This is a genomic window from Actinomadura sp. WMMB 499 (genome assembly GCF_008824145.1).
GTDB lineage: Bacteria > Actinomycetota > Actinomycetes > Streptosporangiales > Streptosporangiaceae > Spirillospora.
The window spans coordinates 6,715,355-6,737,092 of record NZ_CP044407.1; the positions used below are offsets into that span (position 1 = coordinate 6,715,355).

Annotated in this window: 5 protein-coding genes and 1 pseudogene; all 6 read right to left on the reverse strand. The window is 72.7% G+C overall.

Translation table 11 applies throughout. The annotated features are described in order from the left end of the window. Positions 1 to 26: 26 nt before the first annotated feature. The 6 genes and pseudogenes from F7P10_RS30330 to F7P10_RS30345 all read right to left on the reverse strand — a co-directional run bounded on the left by F7P10_RS30330 (position 27) and on the right by F7P10_RS30345 (position 21,558). Entirely contained in the window at positions 27 to 5,504 is a 5,478-nt protein-coding gene (locus F7P10_RS30330; protein WP_151014477.1) for a type I polyketide synthase, read from the reverse strand. Positions 5,505 to 5,538: 34 nt separating this feature from the next. Continuing rightward, positions 5,539 to 7,872, reverse strand: a complete 2,334-nt coding sequence (locus tag F7P10_RS45580; RefSeq protein ID WP_368077429.1) for a type I polyketide synthase — start codon at positions 7,870 to 7,872, stop codon at positions 5,539 to 5,541. Between the two features lie 125 nt (positions 7,873 to 7,997). Continuing rightward, a pseudogene (locus tag F7P10_RS44785) lies at positions 7,998 to 12,926 on the reverse strand (SDR family NAD(P)-dependent oxidoreductase); the annotation flags it as partial. Then, positions 12,860 to 19,042: a type I polyketide synthase gene (locus tag F7P10_RS43635; protein ID WP_218040193.1), complete on the reverse strand. Its 6,183-nt coding sequence runs from the start codon at positions 19,040 to 19,042 to the stop codon at positions 12,860 to 12,862. The gene F7P10_RS43635 and the pseudogene F7P10_RS44785, both read right to left, overlap by 67 nt. Positions 19,043 to 19,429: 387 nt before the next feature. Then, entirely contained in the window at positions 19,430 to 20,263 is an 834-nt protein-coding gene (locus tag F7P10_RS30340; protein WP_151014479.1) for a class I SAM-dependent methyltransferase, read from the reverse strand. A 41-nt stretch (positions 20,264 to 20,304) separates the two neighbouring features. Beyond that, positions 20,305 to 21,558 carry a cytochrome P450 gene (locus F7P10_RS30345; protein ID WP_176611719.1) on the reverse strand — a complete coding sequence of 418 codons (1,254 nt, stop codon included), beginning with the start codon at positions 21,556 to 21,558 and terminating at the stop codon, positions 20,305 to 20,307. Positions 21,559 to 21,738 lie beyond the last annotated feature (180 nt).

The following is a 21,738-nucleotide window of genomic DNA, read 5'->3' on the forward strand; positions in this document are numbered from 1 at the left end:
ATCCCTTGGCAGAGACGGACCGTCGGTCAGTGGCTGCGGAACTCGGTGTCGAGCAGCTCGAACAGTTCTTCGTCGGTGGCGGGAGCGGACTCGGAAGCGGCGGGTTCGTCCCCTGATGTGCGGCGGGCGTTCCAGGTCCTGAGCAGGTCCTTGATACGGATGGCGATCTCGGTGTGCCGGGTGTCCGGCACTTCCGCGGACGAGGCGAGTTCGGCGAACCCGTCGAGCGCTTCGAGGAGCGCCGCACCAGGGTCGACAGGCTCGGGACGGAGTCGTTCGTGGAGGTCGGCAGCCAGCGCGCGGGGAGTCGGACGGTCGAAGACGACGGCCGCGGGCAGCCGCAGGCCTACCGCCTCGCCGATCCGGTTGCGCATCTCGACGGCGATCAGCGAGTCGAACCCCGCTTCCTTGAACGTGTCGTCGGGGTCGACGGCCCGCGCATCGGAGTGCCCCAGGACCGTCGCGGCGGTGCTCTGGACGAGCAGCAGCAACTCGTCAAGGGACAGGTCGGCGGGCGCGGGCGCGGCGGCGGCCGCGACCGGGCGCCGGGACGTTCCGGAGGCCGTCACCCGCAGCAGCGGATGTCCGCCGCCGCGCGAGGGATCGAGCCGCGTGGCGGCGAGCGCGGGCAGTCCGCTGCCGACGGCGAGGTCGAACAGCTCCAGCGCTCGCTCGGTCTCGAGCGGCTCGCCCCCGAACCTGGCCAGCCGCGCCCGGTCGCCCTCGGTCAGCCCGGCCGTCATCGCGCTCGTCTCCTGCCACGCGCCCCACGCCAGGCTGGTGGCGGGGAGGCCTTGGGTGTGGCGGTGGTGGGCCAGGGCGTCGAGGAAGGTGTTGGCGGCGGCGTAGTTGGCTTGGCCGGGGGTGCCGAGGGTGCCGGCGAGGGAGGAGAACAGGACGAAGGCGTCCAGGTTCATGTGGCGGGTGAGGTGGTGCAGGTGCCAGGCGGTGTCGGCTTTGGGGGTGAGGACCCGGTCGAGGTGGTCGGGGGTCAGGTCGGTGGTGAGTGCGTCGTCGAGGGTTCCGGCGGCGTGGACGACGGCGGTCAGCGGATGCTCGGCGGGGACGGCGGCCAGCAGCGCGGCCAGCGCGTCCGGGTCGGAGGTGTCGCAGGCGGTGATGGTGACCCGGTCGCCGAGTTCGTCTTGCAGGTCCGCTGCGCCGGGGGCGTCGGGCCCGGAGCGGCTGGCCAGGAGCAGGTGCTCGACGCCGTGCCGGTCGCGGTCGGCCAGGTGGCGGGCGAGGAGCATGCCGAGCGTGCCGGTGCCGCCGGTGATCAGCACGGTGCCCTTCGCGTTGAGAGCCGAACCGGCGGCGGCGCCGTCGAGAGCGGCGCGGACGAGCCGAGGCGCGCGGACCCGGCCCCGGCGGACGGCGAGCTGGGGCGCGTCGGCGCCGGTCAGCACGGTCCGGAGTGCGTTGACCGACTCGGGTGCCGCGTCGAGGTCGAGCAGGGTGAACCGGTCCGGGTTCTCGGTCTGCGCCGTACGCAGCAGTCCCCATGCCGACGCCTGGGCCGGCTCGTCGACCGCGTCGCCGCTCATGGCGGCCACGGCCCCGCGCGTCACGATCACCAGGCGGCTGTCGGCCAGCCGCTCGTCCGCGAGCCAGCCCTGCACCAGCGACAGCGTCCGCGCGGCGACGGCATGGGTGGCGGCGGGCACGTCATCGAAGTCCGTACCGGGGCAGGCCCATAGCGCGACGTCCGGGCGCGGGGCCCCGGCGTCCAGCGCATCGGAGAGGGCGTCCAGGTCGGCGTACTTCTCGCGGACGAGACCGGAGAAGGCCTCGTCACCGTTCCCCAGGAGCACACAGGTATCGAGGGCCGCGTTGTCGGGCTCCCGCGCTTCCCACTCGAGCACCAGCAGTCCGCTGCGCTGGGCGGGCCCGGACGTGCCGAGCTGCGACTCCGGGACGGCCCGCAAAGTGAGGGCGCCGATGGTGGCGACGAGAGTGCCGCGGTCGTCGGTGGCGGTGACGCGGGCCTGATCGGGGCCGGTGGCACGCAAGTGGACGCGCAGAGCCACCGCGCCGGTGGCGTGCAGACCGACGTTCTCCCAGGAGAACGGGAGCTTCGCAACACCTTCCGAATCCCCCGCGAGCGCCAGAGCGTGAAGCGCTGCGTCGAGGAGGGCGGGGTGGATGAGGTGTCCGGTGGTGTCGGTGCCGTCGGGGAGGGTGATGTGGGCGTAGAGGTCGTCGCCGTGTCGCCAGGCTGCGGTGAGGTTCTGGAAGGCGGGGCCGTAGTGGTAGCCGCGGTCGGCGAGGTCGTCGTAGAGGCCGGTGATGTCGATGGGTGTGGCGTCGGCGGGCGGTTCGGCGGACGTGTCGTCCGGTGCGGCGCCGGTGTCCGGGGCGAGAGTGCCGGTGGCGTGGCGGAGCCAGGGGCCGTCGGACGTGCGGGAGTGGACGCTGATCGCGCGCCGTCCGTCGTCGTCGGGCGGGTCGAGGGCGACCTGGATGTCGGCCGACGCCTTCTCGGGCAGAAGCAGCGGCCGTTCGAGGGTGAGGTCCTCGATGCGCGGTACATCGGCGTGGGCACCTGCGTGAAGCGCGAGGTCGACCAGTGCGGTGCCGGGGAGCAGGACGGTTCCGTTGACCGCATGGTCGGACATCCACGGGTGGGTGCGTTGTGAGAGCCGTCCGGTGAACAGCAGCCCGCCGGTGGCAGGAACTTCGGTGGCGGCCCCCAGGAATGGGTGGTCGCTGGGTGATTGGCCGACGGTTGAAACGTCTCCGGAATTGATCGTTCCGTGTAGCCAGTGGCTTTCGCGTTGGAATGGGTAGGTGGGGAGGTTGGTGGGTTGTGGGTTGGGTCCGTAGAGGTTGGTGGGCCAGTGGGTGGTGTGGCCTTGGGTGTGGAGGTTGGTGAGGGTGGTGAGGAGTTGGTGGGGGTTGTTTTTGTGGAGGGTGGGGTGGGTTTGTGTGTGGGGTTGGGTGAGTGTTTGTTCGGTGGGTGGGGTGAGGGTGGGGTGGGGTCCGATTTCGATGTAGGTGGTGGTGCCGTTGTGTTGGAGGTGGTCGATGGTGGTGGCCCATTGGACGGGTTGGCGGAGGTGTCGGGTCCAGTAGTGGGGGTCGGTGAGTTGTTCGGGTGTGGCGGGTTGTCCGGTGAGGTTGGAGATGAGGGGGGTGGTGGGGGGCTGGTATTGGAGTTGTTCGGCGATTTCGTGGAAGGGGTCGAGGATGGGGTCCATGGCGGGTGAGTGGAAGGCGTGGGAGACGGTGAGTGGGGTGGTTTTGTAGCCGTCTTCGCGGAGTTGTTGGGTGATTTTTTGGAGGGTGGTGTGGTTGCCGGAGATGGTGGTGGAGGTGGGGGAGTTGTGTGCGGCGATGCTGGTGTCGGGGTGGTCGTTGAGGAGTTTTTCTAGGAGGGGGAGGGGGGCGTTGGTGGCGTGCATGGCGCCGGTGTGGGGGGGTGTGGTGTTGATGAGGTGGGCGCGGTGGGTGATGAGGGTGGTGGCGTGTTGGAGGGTGAGGGTGCCGGTGATGTGTGCGGCGGTGATTTCGCCGATGGAGTGGCCGGCGAGGTGGTGGGGGGTGATGCCCCAGTCGGCCAGGAGGTGGGTGAGGGCGGTTTCGAGGGTGAACAGTGCGGGTTGGGTGTAGGTGGTGTCGTGGATGAGTTGGGCTTCGGGTTGGTCGGGGGTGGCGAACATGACGGTTTGGAGGGGAACCGTCAGGTGGGGGTTGAAGTGTTCGCTGATGTGGTCGATGTGGGCGGCGAAGTGGGGGTGAGTTCGGTAGAGGTCGTGGCCCATGCCGGCCCATTGGGCGCCTTGTCCGGTGAACAGGAAGGCGGTGGTTCCGGTGGGTGGGGTGGCGGTTCCGGCGGTGAGGTTGGGTGCTTGTCGGCCGGTGGCGAGGGCGTTGAGGGCTTCTTCGAAGTCTTGGGTGGTGGTGCCGGTGATGATGGCGCGGTGGTCGAAGGTGGTGCGGGTGGCGGCGAGGGAGTAGCCGATGTCGTTCAGGTCGGTGTGGGGGTGTTCGGCCAGCCAGGTTCGGAGTTGCCGGGCATAAGCGCGCAGGGCTGGTTCCGACTTCGCTGACAACGGCCACGCGATTAGATCATCGACTCTCGCTGGGGATTCGACCTTCGCATTCACCGGGGCCGGAGTTGCGCATTCCTCGATTACCAGGTGGGCGTTGGTGCCGCTGATTCCGAAGGACGACACGGCCGCACGTCGGGGACGGTCGGAGACGGCGGGCCAGTCGCGCGCCTCGGTGAGCAGTTCGACCGCCCCCGACTCCCACTTGATTCCGGGGGACGGTTCGTCGACGTGCAGAGTTCTCGGCATGCGCCGGTGGCGGAGCGCCTGCACCATTTTGATGACCCCGGCGATTCCCGCTGCGGCCTGCGCGTGACCGATGTTCGACTTCAGTGATCCGAGGTAGAGCGGCTCTCCGTCGCCGCGGTTCTGCCCGTAGGTCGCCAGGAGCGCGTTGGCCTCAATGGGGTCGCCGAGGGCGGTGCCGGTGCCGTGGGCCTCGACGATGTCGACCTGATCGGAGGTGAGGCGGGCCTCGGCGAGGGCCTGCCGGATGACGCGTTCCTGCGACGGGCCGTTGGGTGCGGAGAGGCCGTTGCTGGCGCCGTCCTGGTTCACCGCCGAGCCGGTGATGACCGCCAGCACCTCGTGCCCGTTCCGCTGCGCCTCCGACAGCCGTTCCAGCAGCACGAGGCCGACGCCTTCCGCGCCGGCCGTCCCGTCGGCGGCGGCGGCGAACGACTTGCAGCGGGCGTTCGCGGCCAGGCCGCGCTGGCGGCTGAACCCGATGAACATCGCGGGCGTCGTCATCACGGTCGCGCCGCCCGCCAGCGCCAGGTCGCATTCGCCGTTGCGGAGGGCCTGGGCGGCGAGGTGCAGGGCCACCAGCGAGGACGAGCAGGCCGTGTCCACGGTCACGGCCGGGCCTTGCAGGCCGAGCGTGTAGGCGATGCGCCCGGAGGCCACGCTGCCGCCGTTGGTCATCAGCAGGTAGCCCTCGTGCGCGGCGAGGGCCCGGCCCACTGGCGGGCCGTAGTCCTGCGTGATGACGCCCGTGTAGACACCCGTCTTGGACTCGTGCAGCGAGGTGGGGTCGATGCCGGCGCGTTCGAGGGTTTCCCAGGCGACTTCGAGCAGGAGCCGCTGCTGGGGGTCCATCGCGGTCGCTTCGCGGGGGGAAATCCCGAAGAAGGACGCGTCGAACCGGTCGGCGTCGTGGACGAATCCGCCTTCGCGGGCGTAGGAGGTTCCGGGACGATCCGGATCGGGGTCGAACAGGGTGTCCAGGTCCCAGCCCCGGTTGTCGGGGAACGGGCCGATGGCGTCGCGCTCGTCGCTGACCAAGGTCCACAGGTCCTCGGGGGACGCAACCCCGCCCGGGTACCGGCACCCCATCGAGACGATCGCGATCGGCTCTCGGGCCCGTTCCTCGACCTCCTGCAGGCGCCGGCGGACGTGGCGAAGGTCGGAGGTCGCCCGCTTCAGGTAGGTCCTGAGCTTCTCTTCGTTCTGCATGTGCCCTTACCCCCTCGCTGAAGGCCGTCTCGCGCTAGTCGAACTGGGAGCTCCGCAGTTCCTGGTCGAGTGCCTCGAACAGTTCGTCGTCGGTGGCCGTGTCGAGGTCGTCCACCTCGTCGTCGGAGTCCGGCCGGTTCTGCAGCCGGGCCAGCAGGTTCTCCAGCCGGATCGTGATGTCGAAGCGCTGCGCGTCGTCCGGTTCGGTGCCGTCGACGGCCGTCTCCAGCAGGTCGATCGCCTCGGCCAGCGGCTCGCCCGATGCGGCGGGCAGCAGCTCGGCGCGGAGATGGCGCACGATGGCGGCCGGGGTGGGATGGTCGAACACCACGGTGGTGGCCAGTTGCAGGCCGGTCTCCGCGTTGAGCCGGTTGCGCAGGTGGACGGCGGTGAGCGAGTCGATGCCGAGGTCCTTGAACGCGTGGTCGGCGGCGATGCCGCCGGGCTCGGCGTGCCCGAGGACCGCGGCCGTCCCGGTCCGGACCAGTTCCATGAGGATGCTGCGCTGCTCGGCCTCGCCGAGCGCGCGGAGCCGGTCGGCGAGGGGCCGCGGTGCGGAGGTCCCGGCGGCCGGGGCGCCGATCGCGCGCCGCGGCGTCACCCGGACCAGGTCCCGCAGCAGCGGCGGGACGGTTCCGGCGCCGTTCGCCCGCGCGCCGACGGCGGCCGCGTCGATGTGGGCCGGGACGACCACCGGATGGCCGGTCGCCAGTGCCGCGTCGAAGAGTTCCAGCCCTTCGTCCGCGGTCAGCGGCGGGAAGCCGTCGCGGGCCATCCGGGTCAGCGCCGCGTCGGAGATCCGGCTGCTCATGCCGCCCTCGTCCGCCCACAGCCCCCACACCATGCTGGTGGCGGGCAGCCCCATGGCGTGCCGGTGGTGGGCGAGGGCGTCCAGGAAGGTGTTCGCGGCGGCGTAGTTGGCCTGCCCGGCGATCCCGAGCGTCCCCGCGATGGAGGAGAACAGGACGAACGCGCCGAGGTCCAGGTCGCGGGTATGCCGGTGCAGTTGCCATGCCGCGTCGACCTTGGGCGTCAGCACCGTCGCCAGCGCCTCGGGGGTCAGCTCGGTGAGCGTCGTGACGTCCACGACGCCGGCGGCGTGGATCACGGCCGTCAGCGGATGCTCCCGGGGGACGGCCGCCAGCAGCTTCGACAGCTCCCCCGGATCGGTGACGTCGCAGGACGCGACGGTCGTCCGCGCCCCGAGCCCGGTCAGCTCCGCCGCCAGGTCGGCGGCGCCGGGCGCGTCCGGCCCGGACCGGCTGACCAGCAGCAGCCGGCCGACGCCGTGCGCGGTCACCAGATGCCGGGCGACCAGCGCGCCCAGCTTCCCGGTGCCGCCGGTGACCAGCACGGTCCCGCCGGGGTCGAGCCGGACGTCCAGGGACGGGACGGTACGGGCCAGCCGTGGCGCGAGCATCCGGCCGTCGCGCATCGCGAGCTGGGGCTCGCCGGTGCCGAGCGCCGCCCCGATCGCGGCGGCGCCGCCCGTCCGATCGTCCAGGTCGAGAAGGACGAAACGGTCGGGATGCTCGGTCTGCGCGGTGCGCAGCAGGCCCCAGACCGCCGCGTGCGCCGCGTCGCCGACGCCCTCGCCCGGGACGGCGGCGACGGCGCCGCGGGTGACGATCGCCAGCGTGCATGCGCTGAACCGGTCGTCGTCCAGCCACTCCTGCAGCAGCGCGAGCGTCTCGCGGGTGGCGGTGTGCGCGTCCGCCGCGGGGTCGCCTTGCGACTCGGCGACCGGGGCCAGCACGACGCCGGGAACCGGGGCCCCGGACTCGAGCGCGGCGCGGAGCGCGGACAGGTCCGGATACGGGCGGACCCGCGCGGGACCGTCCGTCTCGACGGGCGGGCCGCCCAGCGTCGCCCACTCGCCCGCGACCGGCGCGGCCTGCGCCGGAACGGGTGTCCAGCGCGGCTCGAACAGCGAACCGCGCGGCCGCGGGCCCGCCGACCGCAGGCCGCGGGGCGGCCGCAGGGTCAGCGACCGCACCGCCGCGACTTGTGCGCCGGCCGCGTCGAAGAGCGTGACCTCGTACCGGCCGTCGCCGCCCGGCCGGACGCGGGCCCGGAGCGCGGACGCGCCGGCGGCGTCCAGCCGGGTACCGGTGAAGGAGAACGGGAGGGGCGGCCCGCTCTCCCCGCCTGCGTCGTGGGCCCCGCCGCCGAGCGCGGCGAAGACCGCCGGGTGGAGGGCGGCGTCCAGGAGCGCCGGGTGGATCCCGTACCCGCCGGTGTCGACGTCCTCGGGGAGCGTGATGTCGGCGTAGAGGTCGTCGCCGTGCCGCCAGGCCGCCGTGACGTTCTGGAACGCGGGACCGTAGTCGCAGCCGCGCCGGTCCAGGTCCCGGTAGAGGCCGCCCACGTCGATCGGGTCGGCGCCCGCCGGGGGCCACTGCCCCGCGAAGGCGTCGGGCCGGGGAGCGGGACGGGACGCGAGGGTTCCCGTGGCGTGGCGGGTCCAGGGGTGTCGGACGCTCGGGAGTGGACGGTCACGGCGCGCCGCCCGTCGTCGTCGGGCGGGTCGAGGGCGACCTGGATGTCGACGCCGGTGCCGTCGGGGAGGGGGAGCGGCGTTTCGAGCGTGAGGTCCTCGATGTGGGGGGTGCCGGTGTGGGCGCCTGCGTGGAGCGCGAGGTCGACCAGCGCGGTGCCGGGGAGCAGGACGGTTCCGTTGGCGGCGTGGTCGGCCAGCCACGGGTGGGCCCGGAGCGACAGCCGTCCCGTGAACAGCAGGGCGCCGGTGTGGGAGACGTCGATGGCCGCGCCGAGGAAGGGATGGTCGCCGGGTGCCTGCCCGAGCGCCGACACGTCCCCGGAGTCCGCGGCACCGTGCAACCAGTAGACGTCGCGTTCGAAGGGGTAGGTGGGCAGGTCGACGGTGCCGGCGGCCGCGGCGGCCGGCCAGGTGACGGGCGTCCCGTGCGCGTGCGTGTGCGCGGCGGCGGTGCGGAACTGCTCGATGCCGCCGTGGTCGCGGCGGAGCGTCCCGGTGACGTGGGCGTGGGGGTGGGGGTCGAGCGTCTGCTGGATGGCGGGGGTGAGGACGGGGTGGGGGCTGACCTCGATGAAGGTGGTGTGCCCGTCGTCGAGGAGGGCGTTCACGGTGGGGTGGAGCAGGACGGGTTCGCGCAGGTTGCGGTACCAGTACTCGCCGTCCAGCTTCCGGGTGTCCAGCGGACGTCCGGTGACGGTGGAGTAGAACGCGGTCGGCGCCGAGACCGGGGTGATGCCCGCGAGCGCGCCGACCACCTGATCCCTCAGCGGCTCCACGGCCGGGGAGTGCGAGGCGTAGTCGATGAGGACCTTCCCGGCGTGGACGCCGTTCTCGCGGCACCACGCCAGGATCGCCTCGATCGCGGCGGTGGCGCCCGAGACGACGGTGGTGGCGGGCCCGTTCACGGCGGCGATGTTCACCTCGCCGCCGTCCCAGCAGGGCAGCTCCGGCACCCGCTCGACGGGAACCGTGATCGAGGCCATCGCACCGGCCGTGGGGAGAGCCGCGAGGTCGGCGAGGGCGACGCTGCGGCGGGTGACGATCGCGGCGGCGTCGTCCAGGGTGAGGGCGCCCGCGGCGTAGGCGGCGGCCAGCTCTCCCTGGGAGTGGCCGATGACGGCGTCCGGGTGGACGCCGTAGGCCTTCCAGAGCGCGGCCAGCCCGGTCTTGACGGCGAAGAGGGCGGGCTGGACGACCTCGGTCGGGTCGAGCGGCGGCGCGCCGGGCTCGCCGTTCAGGACCGACAGCAGCGACCAGCCGGTGTGGGGCGCCAGGGCCGCGTCGCAGGCGGCGATGTGGTCGCGGAAAACCGGGGAGGTCTCCAGCAGGTCGGTGGCCATTCCGGCCCACTGGCTGCCCTGGCCGGGGAACACGAACACCGTCTTGCCCGTGGTCTTGGGGGCCGACCCGACGGTCAGATTGGGGGCGTCGCGCCCGTCGGCGAGGGCCTGGAGGGCTTCGCCGAAGTCACGGGTGGTGGACCCGGTGATGACGGCCCGGTGCTCCATCGCGGCGCGCCCCATGCTCAGGGTGTGGCCGACGTCGGCGGGGGCGGTGTCGGGATGGTCGGCGAGCCAGGTGCGCAGGCGGCGCGCCTGCTGCCGGAGCGCGGCCTCGGACCGGGCCGACAGCACCCACGGCGGAACGCCGGGCCCCTCCGCCACCACGGTCGCCTTCGGGGCCGGGACGTCCGCGGCCGGAGGCTCCTCGAGCAGAAGGTGGGCGTTGGTGCCGCTGATTCCGAAGGACGACACGGCGGCGCGGCGGGGTCGGTCGAGGGCCGGCCAGTCCCGTTCTTTGGTGAGGAGTGAGAGTGCGCCGGTGGTCCAGTCGACTTCGGTGGTGGGGTCGTCGGCGTGGAGGGTTCGGGGGAGGTGGCGGTGCCGGATGGCCTGGACCATCTTGATGACGCCGGCGATTCCGGCGGCGGCCTGGGTGTGGCCGATATTCGATTTCACCGAGCCGAGGTGCAGGGGCCGGTCGGCCGCGCGTCCGCTGCCGTAGGTGGCCAGGAGCGCGTTGGCCTCGATGGGGTCGCCGAGGGCGGTGCCGGTGCCGTGGGCCTCGATCGCGTCGATCTGGTCCTCGGTGAGCCGGGCGTTGGCGAGGGCCTGCCTGATGACGCGTTCCTGCGAGGGCCCGTTGGGTGCGGTGAGGCCGTTGCTGGCGCCGTCCTGGTTCACCGCCGATCCTCGGATCACCGCCAGCACCCGACGCCCGTTGCGCCGCGCGTCCGACAGGCGCTCGAGCATCACCAGGCCGACGCCCTCGGAGCCGACGAAGCCGTCCGCCCCGTTGGCGAAGGGTTTGCAGTGTCCGTCGTGGGCGAGCCCGCGCTGCCTGCTGAACTCGACGAACATCGCCGGAGTGGACATCACCGTGGCGCCGCCCGCGAGTGCGAGGTCGCATTCGCCGTTGCGGAGGGCTTGGGCGGCGAGGTGGAGGGCGACGAGGGAGGACGAGCAGGCGGTGTCGACGGTCACGGCCGGTCCCTGGAGGCCGAGGGTGTAGGCGATGCGTCCGGAGGCGACGCTGCCCGCGGTGCCGTTGCCGAGGTGCCCTTCGAGGTCGTGCGGGGTGCTGTGCAGGTGGATGCCGTAGTCGTGGTACATCACGCCCGTGTAGACCCCGGTCAGCGTGTCCTTGAGGGAGGTGGGGTCGATGCCCGCCCGTTCGATGCTTTCCCAGGCGACTTCGAGGAGAAGGCGCTGCTGGGGGTCCATGGCGGTTGCTTCGCGGGGTGAGATTCCGAAGAAGGCGGCGTCGAACCGGTCGGCGTCGTGGAGGAATCCGCCTTCGCGGGCGTAGGAGGTCCCGTGGTGGTCGGGGTCGGGGTCGAACAGCGAGTCCAGGTCCCAGCCGCGATTGGCGGGGAACGGGCCGATCGCTTCCCGGCCGGTGCTGACCAGGTCCCACAGGTCTTCGGGGGTGTTCACGCCGCCGGGGTAGCGGCAGGCCATACCGACGATGGCGACCGGCTCGCCGGTCCGGTCGGTACCGGCCGTGCGGCGGGCGGTCGCGGGGGTGGCGGCCGTGCCGGGGGCGAGCTGATCGTGGAGGTGGTCGGCGAGGCTCTGCGGCGTGGGGTGGTTGAAGATCAGCGTGGCCGGGAGCCGCAGCCCGGTCGCCTTGGCGAGCCGGTTGCGCAGCTCGACCGCCGTGAGGGAGTCGAATCCCAGTTCCTTGAACGCCTCGTCGGTGGGCACGCCGCCCGGATGCGCATGCCCCAGCACGGTCGCGGTGTGCTCGCGGACCAGCTCGAGGAGCTGCTGCGGCGTGCGTTCGACGGCCTGCGGCGCGGCGACCGGCCGCCGGACGGCCGCGGGGACGAGACCGCGCAGCAGCGGATGCGGGTCCGGCTGCTCGCGCAGCGCCCGGAGATTGATGGGGACCTGCACCAGCGTGGGATGGGAGTGGACGAGGGAAGCGTCGAACAGCTCCAGCGCGTGCTCGGTCGGCAGGGGCGCGAGGCCCGACCGTGCGAGCCGAGCCCGGTCGGCGTCGCCCAGGTGGGCGGTCATGCCGCTGGTGTCTTCCCAGAGGGTCCAGGCGAGGCTGGTGGCGGGGAGGCCTTGGGTGTGGCGGTGGTGGGCGAGGGCGTCGAGGAAGGTGTTGGCGGCGGCGTAGTTGGCTTGGCCGGGGGTGCCGAGGGTGCCGGCGAGGGAGGAGAACAGGACGAAGGCGTCCAGGTTCATGTGGCGGGTGAGTTGGTGCAGGTGCCAGGCGGTGTCGGCTTTGGGGGTGAGGACCCGGTCGAGGTGGTGGGGGGTGAGGTCGGTGGTGAGTGCGTCGTCGAGGGTTCCGGCGGTGTGGACGACGGCGGTGAGGGGGTGTTCGGCGGGGATGGTGGCCAGGAGTGCGGCGAGTGCGTCGGGGTCGCTGGTGTCGCAGGCGGTGATGGTGACGCGGTCGCCGAGTTGGTGCTGTAGGTCGGCTGCTGTGGGGGCGTTGGGGCCGGAGCGGCTGGCGAGGAGGAGGTGTCGGGCGTTGTGCTGGTGGGCGAGGTGGCGGGCGAGGAGTGTGCCGATGGTTCCGGTGCCGCCGGTGATGAGGATGGTGCCGTCGGGGTTGAGCGGGGGGCGCTCCCTGGTGTCACTGCCGGGGCGGGTGAGGCGGGGGATGAAAAGTTGGCCGTTGCGGATGGCGAGTTGGGGTTCGTCGGTGGTGGTGGCGGGTGTGGTGGTGGTGTCGGTGTCGATGAGGGTGATGCGGTCGGGGTGTTCGTTTTGGGCGCTGCGGATCAGTCCCCAGATGGCGGCGTGCCCGAGGTCGGTCACGGGGTCGTCCGGCCCGGTGGAGACGGCACCCCGAGTCACGACGGTCAGGTGACCATCCGACGCCAGAGCCTCCTGCAGCACTTGGAGTGCATGGGAGGTCGACTCGCGCACGCCGGCCGGGATGTTCTCGGTAGCCGTGGCCGGTGCCTCCCACACCGTGGCATCGCGCTCGGCTCGGAGTGCCTCACCCGCTGCGAGCGCAGGGACCCATTTCAGACGGAACAGCGAGTTGCGCAACCGGCCAGAACCGGAAAGACCGCTGGAGGCCACGGGACGAAGCGTGATCTCCTCGACCGTCACGATCGACGTGCCGTCCTGGCCAGTGGCGGTGATGCGAGCCTGATCCGGGCCCGTGCGGCGCAGATGGACGCGCAGCTTGGTCGACGCAGCGGCATTGATCCGGATTCCCGTGAAGGAGAACGGCAGCTTGACCGGCTCCTCGGCGGACATTGCGTCGAGCACCAGCGGGTGAAGGGCGGCGTCCAGGAGAGCGGGGTGGACGTCGTGACCACTGGTGTCGGCGTCGTCGGGGAGGGTGATGTGGGCGTAGAGATCGTCGCCGTGCCGCCAGGCCGCGGTTACTCCCTGGAAGAGCGGGCCATAGTGGTAACCGCGATCGGCCAGCTCCTCGTACAGCCGGGTGATGTCGAGGGGAACGGCCCCGAAGGAGCGTCGGCGGACGGCTCGTCCGTCGCGTTCGCGGGCTCTGGGGCGAGGGTGCCGGTGGCGTGGCCGATCCAGGGCTCGTCGGAGACACGGGAGTGGACGCTGATCGTCCGCCGTCCGTCATCGCCCGGTGGGGCGAGCACAATCCGCAGGTCGACGCCGCCTTCACCGGGAAGCGGTAGCGGCGTCTCCAGGGTGAGGTCTTCGACGTAGGGGGTACCGGCATGTGCACCCGTGTGGAGCGCGAGGTCGACCAGCGCGGTGCCGGGGAGCAGGACGTTTCCGTTGACGGCGTGGTCGGCGAGCCACGGGTGAGCACGCAGTGAAAGTCGCCCGCTGAACAGCAGTGCATTGGAGTCGGGGACCTCGGTGGCCGCTCCCAGGAACGGATGTCCGGTGGTGCTCAGGCCGAGTGACTCGGCCACGTCGGCGGTGGGAGCAGGCGCCTCCATCCAGTACGTGTCGCGTTCGAAGGGGTAGGTCGGGAGTTCGGTGGTGCGGGCGGTGGTGGGGAAGGGCCAGGTGATGTGTGTGCCGTGTGTGTGGGCTTGGGCGGTGGCGGTGAGGAACTGCTCCAGGCCGCCGTGGTCGCGGCGCAGGGTGCCGGAGGTGTGGGCGTCGGGGTGCGGTTCGAGGGTTTGCTGGATGGCGGGGGTGAGTACGGGGTGGGGGCTGACCTCGATGAAGGTGGTGTGCCCGTCGTCGAGCAGCGCGTTCACGGTGGGGTGGAGCAGGACGGGTTCGCGCAGGTTGCGGTACCAGTACTCGCCGTCCAGTTCCCGGGTGTCCAGCGTGCGTCCGGTGACCGTCGAGTAGAACGCGGTCGATGCTGTCTGCGGTGCGATGCCGGTGAGGGGAGCGATCAGGTGTTCTTTGAGCGCTTCGACGGCGGGGGAGTGGGAGGCGTAGTCGACGAGGATCCTGCGGGCGTGGAGGTTCACGTTGTCGCAGTGGGCCAGCAGGGTGTCGATGGCGTCGGGTGTGCCGGAGACGACGGTGGTGGTGGGGCCGTTGACGGCGGCGATGTGGAGTTGGTCGTTCCAGCAGGGCAGCGAACCGAGTTGTTCGGCGGGCAGGGCGACCGAGGCCATGGCGCCGGGGGCGGTGTGCTGGGCGAGGGTTTTGCTGCGTTCGGCGATGATGGCGGCGGCGTCGTGGAGGGTGAGGGCTCCGGCGGTGTAGGCGGCGGCGATCTCGCCTTGGGAGTGGCCGATGACGGCGTCGGGGTGGACGCCGTGGGCCTGCCAGAGCGCGGCCAGCCCGGTCATCACCGAGAACAGGGCGGGTTGGACGACGTCGGTGCGTTCGAGGGAGGGAGCGTCGGGCTCGTTGCGAAGGAGCGCGAGCAGTGACCAGTCGGTGTGGGGTGCCAGGGCCGTGTGGCAGGCGGTGATGTGGTCGCGGAAGATCGGGGAGGTTTCCAGCAGGCTGTTGGCCATGGCGGCCCATTGGCTGCCTTGGCCGGGAAACACGAACACCGTCTTGCCCGCCGTCTTGGGGGCCGAGCCGACGGTCAGGTTGGGGGCGTCGTGGTTGTCGGCGAGGGCTTGGAGGGCGGTGCGGAAGTCGTCGGTGGTGGTGCCGGTGATGACGGCGCGGTGTTCCAGCCTCGTCCGGCCGGTGGCCAGGGTGTGGCCGACGTCGGCGGGGACGGCGTCGGGGTGCTCGTTGAGCCAGGTGTGCAAGCGGCGGGCCTGCTGCCGGAGCGCGGCCTCGGACCGGGCCGACAGCACCCAAGGCAGAACGCCGGGCCCCTCCTCCGGCGCGGACGTCTCCCGGGCGTCCGTGGCAGGGGATTCCTGGAGCAGCAGGTGGGCGTTCGTGCCGCTGATGCCGAAGGACGACACGGCCGCGCGGCGGGGACGGTCGGAGGCGGTGGGCCAGTCGCGGGCCTCGGTGAGCAGCGAGACGGCGCCGGAGGTCCAGTCGACATGGGGTGACGGCTGGTCCACGTGCAGGGTCCGGGGGAGCCGCCGGTGCTGGAGGGCCTGCACCATCTTGATGACGCCCGCGACTCCGGCGGCGGCCTGGGTGTGGCCGATGTTCGACTTGATCGACCCCAGCCGCAGCGGCCGGTCCTCGGGACGGTTCTGCCCGTAGGCCGCGAGCAGCGCGTTGGCTTCGATGGGGTCGCCGAGGGCCGTGCCGGTGCCGTGGGCCTCGACCGCGTCGATCTGGTCCGGGCGGAGCCCGGCGGCGGCGAGCGCCGCGCCGATGACGTCTTCCTGGGAGGGGCCGTTGGGGGCGGTGAGGCCGTTGCTGGCGCCGTCCTGGTTGACCGCAGACCCCTCGATCAGCGCGAGGATGCGGTGGCCGTTGCGTCGCGCGTCCGACAGGCGTTCCAGCAGCAGCAGTCCGGCGCCCTCCGACCAGCCCGTGCCGTCGGCCGTGGAGGAGAACGGCTTGCATCGTCCGTCGGCGGCCAGCCCGCGCTGCCGGCTGAACTCCACGAACATCCCGGGCGTCGCCATGATCGCCACTCCGCCCGCGAGGGCGAGATCGCTCTCGCCGGAACGGAGCGCCTGCGCGGCCAGATGCAGGGCCACCAGGGACGACGAGCACGCCGTGTCCACGGTCAGTGCGGCGCCCCGCAGGCCGAGGGCGTAGGCGATGCGTCCGGAGGCGACGCTGTTCGTGGTGCCGGTCAGGGCGTAGCCCGCGTGCCCCTCGGCGGCCTCGTGCTGGCGCGGGCCGTAGTCCTGGCTCATGGCGCCGACGAACACGCCCGTGGGCGTGTTCTCGAGGGTGGCGGGGTCGATGCCGGCGCGTTCGAGGGTCTCCCAGGCGACTTCGAGCAGGAGCCGCTGCTGCGGGTCCATCGCGATCGCCTCGCGGGGGGAGATCCCGAAGAAGGACGCGTCGAACCGGTCGGCGTCATGCAGGAACCCGCCCTCGCGGGCGTAGGACGTTCCGGGATGGTCCGGGTCGGGGTCGAAGAGGGCGTCCAGGTCCCAGCCCCGGTTGTCGGGGAACGGGCCGATGGCGTCGCGTTCGTCGCTGACCAGGGTCCACAGGTCCTCGGGGGACTCCACCCCGCCCGGATACCGGCACCCCATCCCCACGATCGCGATCGGTTCCTCGACGGCGACGCGCGTCCGGGGCGTCGCGGTGCCGTCCCGCTTGTTCGTCGCGCCGGCGTGCAGGTGGCGCGCGAGCCGGACCGGGGTGGGATGGTCGAAGGCGAGTGAGGCGGGCAGCGCGCGGCCGGTGGCCGCGCCGAGCCGGTCGCGGAACTCGACCGCCGCGAGGGAGTCGAAACCGAGCTGCTTGAACGTGCGGGACGTGTCGATCGCGTCGGGTTCGTCGTGCCCGAGGACGAGCGCGGCCGCGGTGCGCACCGCGTCCAGGAACGCCTCCTCGCCGTCCGCTCCGGAGAGCGGCGCCGGCGCGGCGGCGGGCGTCGCGGGCGGCTCCCCCTCCTGCGGTCCCGGCACGGCGGGCGCCGGAGGCGGCGCGTCGGCGGGAGCGTCCAGCCAGTAGCCGGACCGCTGGAACGCGTAGGTCGGCAGCTTCGTCCGCGGGCCGGTCGGGGACGACCAGCCGGGGTACACGGCCGCCCAGTCGACGGAGCCGCGGCGGATGTGCGCGCGGGCCAGGGCGGACACGACCGTCTCGGCCTCGGGCCGGTTCCGGCGCGCCGACGGGATCACGCCGGTGTCCCGGTGGCCGCTCAGCGTCTCCGCCGCCATGCCGGTGAGGACGGCGTCCGGGCCGATCTCGACGAAGTCGGTGACGCCGAGGTCGTGCAGGTGGCGGACGCCGTCCGCGAACCGGACCGCGCGCCGCACGTGCTCGACCCAGTAGCCGGGGTCGCGCAGCTCCCCGGCCGTGGCGAGGCGGCCGGTCAGGTTCGAGACCAGCAGCATGCGCGGGGCGTGCAGCGTCAGGCCGCCGACCACGGCGCGGAAGTCGTCGAGCATCGGCTCCATGTGCGCCGAGTGGAACGCGTGGCTGACCCGGAGGCGGTTCGCCTTGCGGCCGCGTTCCCGCCAGCGGGCGGCCGCGTCCAGCACGGCGTCCCGGTCACCGGAGATCACCACCGCGCGGGGGCCGTTCACCGCGGCGACCTCGGCGCGGCCATCGGCGGCGAGCAGCTCGGCGGCCTCGGCCTCGGACGCCTCCAGCGCGGCCATCGCGCCGGTGGCGGGGAGCGCCTGCATGGCGCGGCCGCGTGCCGCCACCATCGTGCAGGCGTCCGGGAGGGACAGCACGCCCGCGACGTGCGCGGCGGCGATCTCCCCGATCGAGTGCCCCAGCAGGTGGCCGGGGACGACGCCGCACGAGGCGACGAACCGGTAGAGGGCCACCTCGTAGGCGAACAGGGCGGGCTGGGTGTAGGCCGTCCCGTCCAGGGCCTCGGCGTCGGTCCCGAACATCACGTCGCGCAGGGGACGGTCCAGGAGCGGGTCGAAGAGCGCGAACATCTCGTCGATCGCGTCGCGGAACACCTCGAACGCGTCGTACAGTCCGGCGCCCATGCCGGGCCGCTGGCCGCCCTGCCCGCCGAACATGAAGGCGGTCCCGCCGCCGGCGGCGGGACCGCCCGAAACGACGTTCGCGCGGGATCTGCCCTCGGCGAGCGCCTTCAGCCCGGCCTTGAGATCGCGGCGCCGGGTGCCCGTGACGACCGCGCGGTGCTCGAACGTGGAACGCGTCGTGACCAGCGCCCGGCCGATCTCCGCGGGATCGGCGTCCGGGTCGGCGCGCAGCCGCTCCAGCAGCCGCAGCGCCTGGCCCCGCAGCGCCTCCGCATCGCGTCCGGAGACGACCAGCGGGACGACGGGCGGGACGGCGGGCGGCGACGGCACGGGCGCCGCCGGGGACGGGACCGGTGGGGCCTGCTCCAGCACGACATGGCAGTTGGTGCCGCCCATGCCGAACGAGCTGACCCCGGCGATCAGCGGGCGGTCCTCGGCCGGCCACGGCCCCGTCTCGTCCTGCACCCGCAGCCGCAGCTCGTCCAGCGGGACGGCGGGGCCGGGCGCGCGGAAGTGCAGGCTCGCGGGGAGCCGCCGGTGCTTGAGGGCCAGGGCCACCTTGAGGAGCCCGGCGATGCCGGCGGCGCCCTCCAGATGCCCGATGTTCGTCTTGACCGAGCCGACCCGCAGCGGCGCCGACGGGCTGCGGTAGTGGCCGAGCGCCGCGCCCAGCGCCGCGGCCTCGACCGGGTCGCCGACCGGGGTGCCGGTGCCGTGCAGCTCCACGTACTGGACCTGGGCCGGGACGACGCCCGCCCGCTCGCGTGCCGCGCCGATGACGTCCCGCTGCGCGTCGGCGCTGGGAACGGTCAGGCCCTCGCCCGGCCCGTCGTGGTTGACCGCGCTGCCGCGGATCACGCCGTACACCGGGTCGCCGTCGGCCAGCGCGCGCGCCAGCGGCTTGAGCAGCGCCACCCCGCCGCCCTCGCCGCGGACGAAGCCGTTCGCGCGGGCGTCGAAGGTGCGGCAGCGGCCGTCCGGGGACAGGCCGCCGAACCGGGACGCGCGCACCGCGCCCGACCCGTCGACGATCAGGCTGACCCCGCCCGCCAGCGCCAGCGTCGACTCGCCCTTGCGGAGGCTCTCGCACGCGAGATGGACCGCGACCAGCGAGGACGACTGGCCGGTGTCGACGGTGAGGCTGGGGCCGGTGAACCCCAGTGTGTACGACACCCGGTTGGCGATCATGCCGCGGTTCAGGCCGGTCATGCTGTGCCGGGTGATGGCGGCGGGACCGCGGGCCGCGGCGTGCGCGGCGTAGTCGTCCCAGATTGCACCGGCGAACACGCCGACCCGGTCGCCGCGCAGCACGGCGGGCACGATGCCGGCGTCCTCCAGCGACTCCCAGGCGAGTTCCAGCATCAGCCGCTGCTGCGGGTCCATCGCGGCGGCCTCGCGCGGCGAGATGTCGAAGAAGGCCGCGTCGAACCGGTCGATATGGTCCAGGAACGCCCCGTACCGGGTGCCCGGATCGGCGAGGTCGTCCGCCGGTCGCCGCCCGGCGGGCGCCTCCCCGACGGCGTCGACGCCGTCGGCCAGCAGCCGCCAGAAAGCGTCCGGGTCGGGGGATGCGGGGAACCGGCAGGCCAGGCCGATAATGGCGATTTCGTCATCCATCGGTGGCCGCTTCCGTCGCTGCGATGATCTGCGTGGCTGTTCTCACGTCGTCCCTCGCTCGCCCCGTCGCCGTGGTCCGCCGTTCTCCGCGCCCGCCCCGTTGCGGTGGCGCCGGGCGCCCGGTGCGGGCGCGCGCGGTGGCCCCGGTCGGTATTCCGGTCTTTTCGAGAGTGCGGTGCGGCGCGCGGCGTTGTCTTCGCCCAAATTGCCGTCTTGGTTGCGGTCACCCGATGTGAATAAAGGGTGGAGTGCAAAATAAATGCCGACGTCCGGACCTTTATTGGTATCCGGAACGTCGGCGTGCGGGGTGGTTCAGAACGGTGCAGATATGTTTCGGCGGACGCGGAAGCGGGCCCTTCCCGGCGCGGGAAGGGCCCGGCCGCGAGGTCAGCTCTTGGTGGCGCTGAGCACCCACGCGGGGGTGCGCATGACGACGCCCTCGGCGGTCTCGAAGGGCCGCAGCGCCTTGATGCACGCCTCCCGGGCCCGCGCCGAGGTCTCCGCGTCGACCTGCGACAGGCTCGCCTTCATCGGCGTCCAGGCCAGCAGGAAGTCGGCCACGTCCGCGGCGTCGGTGCCCCACGAACGGCGCTCGAGCACGTGCGGGTAGGAGACGCCGGTGAACCCGGCGTGCTCCATCACCTTGCCCATCTGCTCGGGGTCGGCCATCGCGTTCTCCGCCGGCGGCTTCACCCACGGCAGGTCGAGCTGCTCCTGCACCGCGCCGAAGATCATCGGCCAGTCGGTCTGGGTCGGGTCGCCGTGCACGATCGCGGCGAAGCGGCCGCCGGGACGGGTGGCCCGGCCGATGTTCGCCATCGCCGCGTACGGGTCGTCGAAGAACATCAGCCCGAACCGGCTGATGATGACGTCGAACTCACCGTCGGCGAACGGGTGGATCTGGGCGTCGCCCTGGACGAACTCGACGTTGCTCAGGCCGTCCCGTTCGGCGAGCGAGCGGGCGATGTCGAGCATCGGCGCGGAGACGTCCAGCCCGACGGCGTGCCCCTCCGGGGCGTGCCGCGCGGCGATCCGGGTGGTCTCGCCGTTGCCGCAGCCGATGTCCAGCACCCGGTCCGCGGCGGTGATCGCGGCGCGGTCGTACATGTGGCCGTTGAACGCGCTGTTCAGGTGGTCCCAGCGCTCCTGCTCCTCGGCCCAGAACTCTCCCTCGTCGCCGTTCCAGTGGTCGGTCATCGCGGAGTTGGTGGTCGTCGCCATTGCACGCTCCCGGTGTGGGGTCGAACGTCAGGGGTCGATCGTCAGGGTCGGAGGATGACCGGCATCCGCTCCAGGCCGCGGAGGCCGAAGCTCGGACGTCGCTGCGGCTCGTCGGCGAGCTCGACGGAGCGGGTGCGTTCGAGCAGCCGCCGCAGGAACACCGCGACCTCCAGGCGGGCGAGCCCGGCCCCGAGACAGAAATGGATGCCGGCCGCGAACGACAGGTGCGGATTGTCGGTGCGCGTGACGTCGAAGGTCTCGGGGTCGGGGAAGCGGCCCGGGTCGTAGTTGGCGGATCCCAGCAGCAGCGTGACCGTCTGCCCGGGTTCGAGGTCGGCCCCGGCCACGGTGACGGGCTCCAGCACGGTGCGGGCGTCGAACTGGACGGGCGAGTCGAAGCGCAGCACCTCCTCGACGGCCCCCGGGATCAGCGCCGGGTCCCGCCGGAGCCGGGCCAGCTCGCCGGGGTGCCGCAGCAGCGTGTGGAGCGTGTTGCCGAGCAGGTGCCCGGTCGTCTCGATGCCGGCGCCGAGCAGCAGCAGCGCGGTGGAGACCATCTCGGCCTCGTCCAGGGTCTCGGCCGACCGCGGCGAGGCCAGCCGGCTGAGCAGGTCGTCGGCGGGCCGCTCGCGCTTGCGGGCCAGCAGGGCCGTGAAGTAGGCGGCCAGCTCGGACTCGGCGGTGATGGCGCGGGCGAGGGTGTCGGCGTCGGCGGACGGCTCCACCATCGCGGCCTGCGCCGCCACCTGCACACCGAAGCCGCCCCGGTCCTCCTCGGGGATGCCGAGCAGGTCGCCGACGACGCCGAGCGGCAGCGGCCGCGCGAAGCCCGCCATGAAGTCGGCGCCGGGCTCGGCGAGCAGCCCGTCGAGCAGGGCGTCGACGCGCTCGGTCACCGCGGGCCGCAGGCTCTCGATGTGCCGGTGGGTGAACGCGGAGCTGACCACCCGGCGGAGCCTGCTGTGGTCCGGCGGGTTCGCGAACGACATGCTCCGCTCCAGCCGGTCCATCAGTTCGCGGAGGTCGTCCTCGGGGATGGGCCGCAGCCGGAAGGTCTGGATCTCGTTGCCCTTGCCCAGCGCCCGGTGCCGCAGCGCGGCGTCGCACTCGGCGTGCGTCGTCAGGACCAGGGTGCCGTTGGAGGTGAGCAGGGCCGGCGCCCGGTGGCGGATCTCCCGGTACCCGGAGTAGGGATCCTCGATCGTCGGATCCATCATGATCTGCCCGAACAGGCCCTCGGCCTCGGAGTCGGTGCGGGCCACCGCCGTGGCGCCGCCGGGGGGTGCGTTGCCCATCAGGGCTCCTTCCACGCGTGCGGGCGGCCTGCGGCGCGCCGGCGGTGCGGCCCGGCCGGCGACGGAGAACCCGCTCCGAGATCGTCTCGGCTCTGTTGAGAATGCGGTCTGCCGGGTGGAATGTCTTCGCCCAGATTGCTCCGGCTCGCACCGGCCGCGGCGAAGTGTGCGGCACCGCCG

What these genes read in the sequence shown, in the direction of transcription:
- F7P10_RS43635 (WP_218040193.1), bottom strand. Translation starts at nt 19,042, where the DNA reads ATGGATGACGAAATCGCCATTATCGGCCTGGCCTGCCGGTTCCCCGCA.
- F7P10_RS30340 (WP_151014479.1), bottom strand. Translation starts at nt 20,263, where the DNA reads ATGGCGACGACCACCAACTCCGCGATGACCGACCACTGGAACGGCGAC.
- F7P10_RS30345 (WP_176611719.1), bottom strand. Translation starts at nt 21,558, where the DNA reads ATGGGCAACGCACCCCCCGGCGGCGCCACGGCGGTGGCCCGCACCGAC.
- F7P10_RS30330 (WP_151014477.1), bottom strand. Translation starts at nt 5,504, where the DNA reads ATGCAGAACGAAGAGAAGCTCAGGACCTACCTGAAGCGGGCGACCTCC.